Source organism: Candidatus Erwinia haradaeae, from assembly GCF_900698885.1.
Lineage (GTDB): Bacteria > Pseudomonadota > Gammaproteobacteria > Enterobacterales > Enterobacteriaceae > Erwinia_E > Erwinia_E haradaeae_H.
This window is the reverse complement of record NZ_LR217705.1, coordinates 389,473-401,755: the sequence shown is the minus strand read 5'-3', so window position 1 is coordinate 401,755 and position 12,283 is coordinate 389,473. Positions and strand designations below refer to the sequence as shown.

At 27.3% G+C, this 12,283-nt stretch carries 5 protein-coding genes; 2 read left to right on the top strand and 3 right to left on the bottom strand.

Translation table 11 applies throughout. The features are described 5' to 3' along the window. The first annotated feature begins 5,023 nt into the window (after window positions 1–5,023). Together pcnB and folK are read left to right on the top strand one after the other, a co-directional pair. Window positions 5,024–6,448, top strand: a complete 1,425-nt coding sequence (gene pcnB, locus ERCISPPS3390_RS01190) for a polynucleotide adenylyltransferase PcnB (protein WP_197095392.1) — start codon at window positions 5,024–5,026, stop codon at window positions 6,446–6,448. A gap of 1 nt (window position 6,449) precedes the next feature. Further along, window positions 6,450–6,938 carry a 2-amino-4-hydroxy-6-hydroxymethyldihydropteridine diphosphokinase gene (gene folK / locus ERCISPPS3390_RS01185; RefSeq protein WP_197095036.1) on the top strand — a complete coding sequence of 163 codons (489 nt, stop codon included), beginning with the start codon at window positions 6,450–6,452 and terminating at the stop codon, window positions 6,936–6,938. 685 nt (window positions 6,939–7,623) lie between these two features. Here folK and ERCISPPS3390_RS01180 read toward each other — a convergent pair. The 3 genes from ERCISPPS3390_RS01180 to purF form a co-directional block, all read right to left on the bottom strand. Then, window positions 7,624–8,253, bottom strand: coding sequence for a DsbA family protein (locus ERCISPPS3390_RS01180; protein ID WP_197095035.1), 630 nt, complete (start codon window positions 8,251–8,253; stop codon window positions 7,624–7,626). Window positions 8,254–9,424: 1,171 nt separating this feature from the next. Beyond that, window positions 9,425–9,988: a UbiX family flavin prenyltransferase gene (locus ERCISPPS3390_RS01175; RefSeq protein ID WP_197095034.1), complete on the bottom strand. Its 564-nt coding sequence runs from the start codon at window positions 9,986–9,988 to the stop codon at window positions 9,425–9,427. A gap of 759 nt (window positions 9,989–10,747) precedes the next feature. Further along, window positions 10,748–12,265 (bottom strand): amidophosphoribosyltransferase, encoded by a 1,518-nt coding sequence (gene purF, locus ERCISPPS3390_RS01170; protein WP_197095391.1) that lies wholly within the window; start codon window positions 12,263–12,265, stop codon window positions 10,748–10,750. Between the last annotated feature and the right edge of the window lie 18 nt (window positions 12,266–12,283).

The following is a 12,283-nucleotide window of genomic DNA, read 5'->3' as shown; positions in this document are numbered from 1 at the left end:
AAATATAAGATAAATTTTTTTAAAATTATCACTTTGAGGCTCAACCTAAAAATCGGTATTACATCTCAGGTAAAGCTATATTTATTAAAATCAGAGCTTATCAAAAATAATGATCCTCATTAATAACTATTGTATTTTACAAAATAAATGATTTTAAGATTTTTAAAAATCAAGATAAACTAGTAGTGTAGATGAAAAAAAGATTCTGATTCTATAGAAGAATAGATTATTAATATCTTCATGTGATTCTATAGAAGAATAGATTATTAATATCTTCATGACGATCTAATTTTATAAAATATAGATAATATATTTATATTGTGGATCAAAATTAGATAAAACTATTCATTATAAAATAACAACCATACATTTAATTTCATTAAATAACAAGATATGTAGCATATTACCACAACATTAAAAATTATTGATTTTAAGATAAACATCTTAAATATGATAGGATATAAGGCAAAATATAAAATAAAAATCTTTCCAAAGATAATAATTTTAGCTAATTTGTTTTTATTATAGAATAAAAAAATAATATTATAAGCTAAAATAAATTTTTGATCTATTATCTATTATCTATTATCTATTAATTTAAAGATCACTAATTTTCTGATTTAATATAAATTAATTACATTATTAGCGCGCTAAGTTCAAAATAGGATTATTGTCTACTATAATATCAATATTGGTTATATTTATTTACTATAGTTCATGATGAAAAGTTCATGATTAAAAATTTTAATAAATAGTAAGTTATTCTTTTAAATTTTCAGATAACAGAAGAAATATTCTATTATTTTAAGATAACAATAATTAGTTGTATATTAATATTTATTACATTAATAGATCACAATATTATACAAGATTATTATCTTTTTACATAAAATTTTATTAATTGATAATTTATTATTATATATTTTTATTTAATTTTTATTTAAAAGCTTCATATAAGTATGAATAAAATATTTTAATAAAAATACTGTTAATAAAATTATTAAAATTAAATGATATTTTGTATTAAGAATAACTATTCTGCTATTAGGTATAAATCACGAGGCATCGTTCTCATAGATAAGAATTCTCATAGACATAGATAAGAATAACGAAATATTATATCAATGATTGTCTTAATCTTAAGCTATCACTTTATTACTCATGACATATTTAACGCTCTTTCATAATCAGGATGGTTAACGACAATCGTTGTTTAGTATAAAAATTCATATTTTATAGTCTTAAAAAATAAAAAGACTTCAACCCTTAGCTTTAATTTTTTTAAAGACCTGATACCAAGAAATCAACAAATCAAAGATTTTAGGTAAACTTAAGTTCAATTACTATCAATAGATTTTTTTGAATAGAAAATATTTTAATTATTATTTTAATATATCAGAATAATTTATCTCTTTGTATGCCAGTATATCTCTTATTGTTCGAGATTTTTTGAACACTTTAAATTTCAAATTTTTATAAAAATTTGAAAAATCATCATAGATAGTGTTTAACTATTGCGCATTTATACGCTAATGTTGAGTAAATTTCTAGTAAATTAAACAGAAATTATGTAATGCTTATTAAGCAAGATTTTTCAAGAACATATTGTGTTAGATGTTACTTTATATTAATCAAATTAATGAAAATTCTCTACTATTAATATTGTATCTCACCTCAATTTTGGAGTTATTCGATTCATATATATAATATTTTTATCTAAAAATATTTTATTTTTAGATAAAATAATATCCACTATTAAATAGATAACAATTACCCCCTTTGTCAACGTATTATTTTAGCACCAACTACGCATTAAAATTATTGAAGTGTATGCATATATAGAGAAAATTCACTTATTTTTAACTAAAAAATCTTTCAAAAATATCTTTTAATTATTATTGTATTACTTAAATCTGTCTATAGTCCAAGACATCTAGACCTTTATTGAATAATTTTTTATATTTTGTCTAATATTTACAGTTATTAGGGTATTCTGTTAAAAACATGTTAAAAACATTAATATCTCTGACATCTATGTGCAAAAATAAAGATTTTTTATACTATACATTATTTTATACAAGTTATATTTATAACCTATAGTAAAATGATAAATACTTTTCATCCAATCTAAAATCAGAAAGATTCTATTAGATGAAGAGCGTATAGCAAACATAGAGTATTTTCTTTTTTATTTTTTTTAATTTTCTACGCCCTTAAACACAATCGGCATGATTAACAATAACTCATTGCGCCATCTAATCTTACCACCATACTCTATATAAATCACATATATAACATATTCTTGAAAAAATTTTAAAAACTACAAAGAAATATCCAAAACACGCTCAAAAATCAGAGCAATAATGTTTGCGGCAGTAGAAACTATTTAAAAAAACATATAATATAATAAAAAATATATCTAGACCACTGAGTTGCATATCATCTAGTGCTCTTTATCTTACTTATCTTACTTTGTATATCTTACTGAGATGTAAAGTTTTATGCTATTCATACATCTCCCATTGCCACTTAACATATCACGTCTTACTGTTACAAAGGCATAATGTTACTGTTACAAAGGCATAATGCGAAAAACTATTCTGACAAAATACGGATTTTATTCATTATCGATTTCTCAAAACAGAGTAGCAAAATCTTAAAAATTCACATATATTTTATTATACATTCTTTACTATTTCTAGCACTTTTTAGGTGTTACATTCCTAATATGTTTGATAATATAACCATGAGTTAGATGATATATATAATTTATAGATAATATAATTTACTAGTTTTATATGATCTAAAAATAGATAGTTTAATCAATAATCAAAAATGAGTTAGTATATTTATGGTAAAAACCATAGCATCATCAGTCATAAATTTTTCTATAAACAATGCTTATCAAATATATAAAAAAGATTGCACTGAGAATTTAATTAAGACAGAAAATAAAGCTTACTTTTCTGTTTAAATATAGATGTTATAGAATATATAGAAATACTCTATAATCGACATTTCTAGATGTTTTTATATACTAATTATTTCATTTTATCATAAATATCTTGAGATACTCAAAAAACACTATTATCACTATAAACACCAATAAAATAATAATCTCCAACATTCTTAAAATTTTTTAGTGAAATAATTACAGAACTGTATATTACTTAAGTGTAAATAATCAAAACCGAAAATGTAAATCATCAAAATCAAACTCTATGATCGGTAGAAAGATCAAACATACAAAAAAAAATTAATCAAATAAAAATATCTTTTTAAATCAGTCATTATAAAATTAACAAATTAATATAATAATTAAATTACAATCATCAATAGGAAAATTATCGATAATCTTTATTCCACTGAATAATTGATTATATAACTAAAATCAAAATATAATTATAAAAATATAATGATGTAATATAAAAGTATGATTTTTTTTATAATTCATTATAATAAAATATCTAACATGCATAGTTTATAAAAGAACACTGAAAAATATACAAATAATGTATTATCTCGTCGCATCGTTAGTCGCATCGTTAAATATATCTTTATATGTTGTAAAATATATGTTGTAAAAATTAAAATATAAAAATTAATAATCTTCAATCTTCAAAGAACCCGCACGACTTGCTAAAATATAGAAGCCTTAAATATAGAAACCTTATATAGAATTTTTCTATATGATACTTTTTATAAAAATATTACTACATCATTAGTGATGGTGTACATCGAAAAATCATTTCTCAACAATGTACAAGAAGACTTAAACTGATAAAATGCAATAAACTTTATAATCTTTACTTAATGATCTTTGAATCTCTTCCTGAATATTACTCATAGACTTTTATTTAGATAAAAATTTTTGTAATATCGTCAAATATAATTTTATACATCTTACCACATGCTAACTTCTCTAGCTGCATTGATCACTTTTTCTTTAAAATAAAACATTATTGAAAATAAAGATGTATAAATAATGTTTAATTATATATCTTAAATTATTCTAGGTACAATTTAGCATCCAACTATGGATTGTATATGCTTAATCTAATTAAAACAATTTTGTAAAAAAATCAATCACTATATATCTATAATTTGCTTAAATATAAAATATTTAATTCTCTTATATTTTATATTTGCATACACAATAAAAATATAAAATTATATGAAGAAATTCCAGCTGCCTTAATTTAATTATTTTATCAGAGATACTAAAATAGATTTTCTGACCCACTAGCACTGTTCAGAATAATATCAAAAATTTAGTTATGCTTTTTAAGCATCAGAAAGTGCTGTAACACTATTGTACTCTACAGTAAAAATGTGTATTTTTCATACATAGAACACATTACTAGTAGTGATATAATAATTAATAAAATAATAAACAAAAATACCAAAATCCTGTATACAATCAGCTAATCTATTTTTTTATAGTTATTGCTAATATAAAAATTCTTTATATATATTCACAAAAAACTAATCAATAATATACAGACACATAAAATTTATACAAAATAACATGCAATTCCCGCCATGAGCAATGAAAATTATACTTAAAAATATCTGTAATATATAAATCATCTGCGATATAGATATTAAAGATGCTAAATCTTACTTACTCATACACAAATATAAAAGATATCAACTATGTAATTGATATTATCTATTGTATAATAATACAATAAAGAACTGCATAGAAGAATTTAATATTGAGTCACATATCTATTTTTATCTTAAAATTATCTCACTGCATTCTACAATATCTGGATACTCTATTAGAGAAAGATTACCATGGTGCTAATAGAATTAAATAAATAGTCCTATTGGTTTCAATATATATTACGAAAAATCACATTTCAAAGTAGAAATTATAAATAAACATAAAAGATTTTATGACTATCTGCATAAATTTATCAACACGCGGTAATCAAAATCTTTAACGTGATTGATGGCTTGCATCTGAACTATAGTTAGCTTTCAATAGATCAGATAATTTTTAGTATAGAGGTGCCCTATTTTTACCAGAGTGGCTAATTTTTATCGAAAAGTCCGTGGTTGCGAAGAAGTTAGAGCAACTAAAATAACAGAAAACTGTCAAGTGGCTATTGTTACCAAAAATCATCATAATATCTCACATAAGAATATTAGCGATAATGCTCTTAAAGTATTATACCGTCTGCATAAATTTGGATACGAAGCTTATCTCGTAGGTGGTGGAGTGCGTGATTTGTTGCTTGGTAAACAACCTAAAGATTTTGATATAACTACTAATGCGACACCAGATCAGATGCGGAAATTATTTCGTAATTGTCGTTTAGTTGGCCGTAGATTCCGTCTTGCCCATATCATGTTTGGAGATGAAATTATTGAGGTAGCCACCTTTCGCGGACACCACAAAGTAGAATCAAAACATATTAATCATCATGCACAATGTGCCAAAAATGGTATGCTATTACGTGATAATATTTTTGGCTCTATTGAAGACGACGCTCAGCGTCGCGATCTTACAATTAATAGTTTATATTATAATATAGCTGATTATACAGTCCGTGACTATATGGGTGGACTAAACGATCTTAAGACAGGAATTATTCGCATAATTGGAAATGCAGAAACTCGTTATCGTGAAGATCCGGTTCGCATGCTACGGGTTGTAAGATTTTCGGCTAAATTAGGAATGGATATTGCCTATGAAACTCAAGAACCAATCCCGCGTCTAGCTACGCTACTATATGATATTCCTCCTGCTCGTCTTTTTGAAGAAATATTAAAGCTTTTTCAGACTGGTTATGCCTATAGTACATATCTTGAACTGTGCAAATATCAATTATTCCAACCTCTTTTTCCAATTATTACACAATACTTTACTAAGAGTGGCAATAGTCATATGGAACAAATGATTCTGTTGGTATTAACAAATACTGACACACGCATCCATAATCACATGCGTGTTAATCCAGCGTTTTTATTTGCCGCTATGTACTGGTACCCACAACTAATAATATCCACAACACTTGCCAAAGAAAACAACCTTAACTATTACGATGCTTTTATATTATCTATGAATAATGTTTTAGAAAAAGCCAATCAAGCTTTGGCTATACCAAAGCGTATTACCACATTAGTGCGAGAAATTTGGCAACTACAATTTCGTTTAACTCGCCGACAAGGTAAACGAGCATTCACAATTATGGCAGATCCAATATTTCGCGCCGCATATGATCTTCTCAAAATGAGAGCTCAAGTAGAAAAAAATCATGATTTGCAGAATCTAAGCACATGGTGGCTTGAATTCCAAATATCTGAACTACCAAAACAAAAGATAATGCTTCAAATACTTGATCATCACCTAATTCGTTCATATAAAAAACAGGCGATATATGCATATTCACTCACTGATTTACATCATGCGAAAATAACTAAAAATAGTGATTATTAAAATGCATCGCGCATATCTATCATTAGGTAGTAATCTTGACAGCCCACCACGACAGATTAATAATGCTTTGAAAAGGGTGGCATCTATTCAAAAATCTTACATTGTTTCCACATCTCTATTCTATGAAACTCCATCTTATGGTCCAATAAATCAACCTAATTTCTTTAATGTAGCTGTGTCTCTTGATACACATCTAGATCCTGAAGCACTATTAAGTAATATTCAAGATATTGAAAAAAAACAAGGACGTATTCGATCAGTAGAAAAATGGGGGGCTCGTATAATAGATATTGATATTATGCTCTTCGATAATATAACACTCAAGACACCTCAATTAACTATACCACACTATGATATGCATAATCGTGCTTTTATGATAATACCTCTCCTTGAGATTGCTCCAAAAATTTGTTTACCAAATGGCCAAAAATTATCATCCATCCTAAATAATCTAGATTATAATGCAATAAAAGATATCAGAAAAATCTAATATTTTATGAATCATGATAAAACTTCAACCATAAACCAACCCAAGACTCTATATTTATTAGGATATCACTGACAAATAGCTATCCGTATATATAAGAGTAAAAATATGCCCCTTGATGATCTTTCAATACCCGCCTTAATCTACCAGTGATGCTATCATTAAATTTTTTTAAGATAATAAAAATATTTATCTGTAAAATTTAAATAAAATCAACATCTATACCTTAATAATAGATATCGTACACATATGATAGCTAAATATATAATGTACCGACCAGACTATCCGAACTTTGAAGCTTATTGATAATGAAATTAAATTCTTACACTCTTGATGTAAAAAATGATCTTTCTAAGAATTTTCTAAAATATCTCTTTTTACACACAAAATCAGGTATATCAGCTTTCTATAACTATAAGCTAACTCATATAAATTTATCATGTTTGTTGCAAAAGAATTCATGCTTGATTTATTAAAGATCCGTATCTATCTGAAAGAAAAGGACTTATATAACAACCCTACTAAAAATAATCTTAACGGATTGTGTTTCTTCTGGGCATCCTATGAAAGGATAAAATAGATTATGAATAATCATTTCTATTAATTAAATATTAAAAATATTTAGCAAACTCTAATTCAAATAATAAATATTATAATAATTATTATAATCCATTAGTATCAACATTTATTACTTCTTATTCAGCAAAAATTGAACCACATCAGCATATTGCTGAACATAGGTAGTTATAGAGCTCGTATCTAGCTCCTCACCATTAACCATATATTTTCCATGTATAATGATTGTTGGTACTCCTTTAAGGTGAATATTTTGTGCAACTCTACCTTGTTGTTCACATAATGCATCGATTACTGGGCTATTCCATGCAGTGTCATATTGTTCTGCCTGTATTCCAGTTGATTGAACAAACACTTTTTTTAAGGAAGCTCGATCAACAATGCTCTTTGTAATAAGAATTCCTTCAAAAATAGGCAAGATTGCTTTCTCTTCTAGCCCCATCATCATGGCAATAGCCCATGCTCGAGTTAGGGAACGACCCATATCCCCGCCAAAATTAATAATGTGATACTTAATTAATTTGCTATGTATCGGAAAATTTTTCTGAACAGTCTGATTAGCACACCATTCTTTTTCAAATTCATAACAATGAGGACAATAAAATGAAAAAAATTCAAGAACATGAGGCATACTAATCACGGGTTGATCGAGGCTAATATACTTTTGACTATATCTTGATAAAGAGGCGCTGGCATGAAAAGTGAACATAGTAGCTAATAATAGTAATAGAATATTTTTCATTGCATACCTTCTTTTTCTCTTTTATAAATGCATCATTAAATCTATTATCAATCAGATATACAGGTTAAAAACGATTTTTAATCACACTATCATACGTAAATGCTTGATGTATTATATCAGTATAATAATTTTTCTATTTTGGTAACTATTTCCATATATATCAATGTTACATAACAAAAAAATTCTTAAAAGATTATTAATGAAAATTATAATAGAATAATGAATGAATTGATATTGTAGAAAGTTCTTATCAAACATTTCTTTTGGAATCACTCTCTTAAGAGTCAATACAATTCTATGCAATGAATATATTACTAATATATAAAATCAATTTGAATCTGTTTAAATATCCAATCAGCATCCATTGATAAAGAATCAATATTAGAATACTGTTACAGTATAGTTTTATTATTATTGATAATACATCTAAAAATTGTATAATCTATATATTCTATATAAATTATTTATAAAAATTATCTAGATTACTACAGATACTTCACTAGGACACTAAAAATTAATATTGGTAATTTATACTAATCAGTAACTTACTATTATCATATAAATGATTAAGATTATAGAGAGTGCACTAAACATATGTATTTCTTTCACAGCACCATAATTAAACAATGAATTATGGTGATGATATATTTCCTTTAAAGATTGTTAGAAAGAAAATCATTTTGCATTCTCTCTTAAGAGAAGTGTATTCTTATAGATTATTTTATAGCTCTAATTAGATTCTACTTACTAAACCTATAAAAAAATTGATACGGTCATATATTTTATCAATACTGCTTTATATAAAACAGGTTGAAACTAATATATATATTATATATTATATATTATATTATTATATATTATATTATATATTTTATTAGAGAGGCAACTTGCACTAGAGCCATCATAAATTATTTTTTTATAATATCTAAAATAGCACTGTAATATCTATTGATATACATTACAATATTGCTTTCTATCTAATCTGTCTGATATTAAATATATTATATATAATATAATGAATAATCCAAAAAGAGTTTAGAGATAGATCTAACACTCTTTTAAAAATAAATAATTATATGCTATTAAGTTAACTTAGAATTTTATGCAACGCATTTCTATAATATCTATATATGTAGTGTGTATCACATAATATGATACACAGATATCAAACCTAATTCCAGCGCATAAAAAGATCATTTTCTAATTGAATATCAAACTGATCTAATATACGGTTTACCGTTTGGTTAATAACATGCATTAAATTATTAGGGCGATGATAAAATGCTGCTACTGGGGGCATAATAATCGCTCCCATTTCAGCTGCCGCAGTCATCATACGTAGATGCCCAAGATGTAAGGGGGTTTCCCGAACACCTAAAACCAATCGACGCTTTTCTTTTAATACCACATCGGCCGCACGGATCAACAATCCATCCTGCGAGCTATAAACAATACCAGATAAAGTTTTTATGGAGCATGGTAAAACTACCATGCCAATCGTTTTAAAAGAACCAGAAGAAATGCTAGCCGCGATATCACTGACATCATGCACTACATCAGCCATTTCATATATATCCTGTACTGAGTAATCACTCTCTAGAAGGAGAGTTTTAGATGCTGATTCAGTTATTATAATATGTGTTTCAATATCATCAACCTTCTGTAAAACTTGTAAAGCTCGTACACCATAAATTACTCCACTGGCACCAGAAATTCCAAGAATGAGTCTTTTCATATCGTATTCTCCTATACAACATGACTAATAACATAAGGCATCAGATACAATAATGTCTTATTAATCAACCCGTATATATTAAGTCTGCCAAATGAATGCTTTATTAATCTTGATATAGCTTTTAAAAGGAGTACGAGTTCTTAAAAACTGCCATACTTGAATTAAATAATTTTTATTTCAAAATACTTGTTAGAGCATTTTTTCTAAAGAGTTGATCTATTTATAGATCAATGAATGATTTCTTGTAAAAACTAAATAGTCAAAAACCTACGTTATAAATACTATTCTGACAATCAGACTATTTTTATCTATTTTTATCCATTTTTATAAAAACTAATTTTAGGTTGATAATGTAAACAAAAACTAAAATAAAAAAATTTTAGAAAAAATATATATTTATTTCAGGTAATATTTAAGTTTAATGACACATAAAAGATTCATATTTAATAAATAGTTATTATAAATATTCATTATGTTATATATAGAATATATTATATTAATACTATACTTATACAATAAGACTGTAATATTAGATTAATCACGGATAAAAAAATCAAATTTTATCTAATAATCTAATAATCAAGATTAGATCTATCAAGTAGATCTGTGACAAAAAAGATTAAAATAATAATTTTATTATCTACAATGTTCATTGTAAACAAAATAGAATTTCCGTAAAAATTAACCAATTCTCCGTTATTAACTGTAAAAATATAATCATATATAGCACTGCTATACTATAGTTATCATGACTCTATTTTATGTTTCATTATATATTTCCAAACTTTCCATATCATTTTGACGCTGTAATGTTTTGGCATCATCATTACGTAGTACTTGTAGATACTCAAGATACTCCTTATCAATATCTTGAGTAATGTAAATACCATCAAATACAGAGCACTCAAATCGTTTAATTTCAAGATTACCTTCTCGAACAGCTTCGATTAAATCTTTTAGGTCTTGAAAAATCAATGCATCAGCACCGATTAACTGACGAATTTCTTCTATATTTCTTCCGTGAGCAATGAGTTCTTTAGCATTTGGTATATCAATACCATAAACATTTGGAAAACGAATTTCCGGGGCAGCTGAAGCCAAGTAAACCTGATTTGCCCCCGCTTCACGCGCCATTTCAATGATTTGCTCTGAAGTAGTTCCACGAACGATAGAATCATCCACTAACAATACATTTTTACCGAAGAATTCAGCACGATTAGCATTTAATTTACGTCTTACAGCACCACGGCGCAAATGCTGTCCTGGCATAATAAAGGTGCGACCTACATAACGATTTTTTACAAATCCTTGTCTATATGGCTTGTTAAGAATGCGCGCCATCTCTAATGCTATATCACAAGATGTTTCAGGAATTGGGATCACTACATCAATAGTATGATCTTTCCATTCTCTAGCAATTTTAAGACCAAGTTTAGTTCCCATGCGCACTCTGGCGCTATATACAGAAATCTTATCAAGAAATGAATCTGGGCGCGCAAAATAGACATACTCAAATAGACACGGATTGCACTGTGGATTCTCGGAACACTGCTGACTAAATAATTGACCGCTGACGGTAATGTACACTGCTTCTCCAGGTGCTACGTCGCGTAAAATTTTAAAACCAAGCATATCTAACGCAACGCTTTCAGAAGCTATTATATGTTCAATACGACCATCAGCTCTTTGACGTTCGCCAATGACCAATAGGCGAATTCCATTAGGATCACGAAATGCAACTAACCCATGACCGATAATCATCGCTACACATGCATAAGCACCACGAACCTTCTGATGCAGTTCAGAAACGGCTGAAAAAATATTTTCCGAAGAAAGCCTGTGCGCTTCAAAACGATTTATTTCTTGCGCAAAAATATTAAGTAAAATTTCTGAATCTGACGTAGTGTTTACATGACGATGGCTATCTTCAAACAGCTCTTTACGCAAAATATGCGCATTTGTAATATTTCCATTATGCGCAAGAGTAATACCATAGGGAGAATTCACGTAAAAAGGCTGCGCCTCAGAAGCACTACAGCTACCAGCTGTAGGGTAACGGACGTGCCCGATACCCATATTGCCTTGCATTCGTCGCATATGACGAACATTAAATACAGCACTTACTAATCCATTTGCTTTTCTCATATGAAAACAATTTAAGTGATCAAGAGTCACGATACCAGCAGCATCTTGTCCGCGATGTTGTAACACTGTTAATGCATCATAAATAGATTGGTTTACTGGCATAAAACCTGCAATCCCAACAATACCGCACATATTAATCATTCCTCATAA

Excerpts from the sequence above, each read along its gene's own strand:
- ERCISPPS3390_RS01175 (WP_197095034.1), bottom strand. The coding sequence starts at position 9,988 with ATGAAAAGACTCATTCTTGGAATTTCTGGTGCCAGTGGAGTAATTTAT.
- folK (WP_197095036.1), top strand. The coding sequence starts at position 6,450 with ATGCATCGCGCATATCTATCATTAGGTAGTAATCTTGACAGCCCACCA.
- purF (WP_197095391.1), bottom strand. The coding sequence starts at position 12,265 with ATGTGCGGTATTGTTGGGATTGCAGGTTTTATGCCAGTAAACCAATCT.
- ERCISPPS3390_RS01180 (WP_197095035.1), bottom strand. The coding sequence starts at position 8,253 with ATGAAAAATATTCTATTACTATTATTAGCTACTATGTTCACTTTTCAT.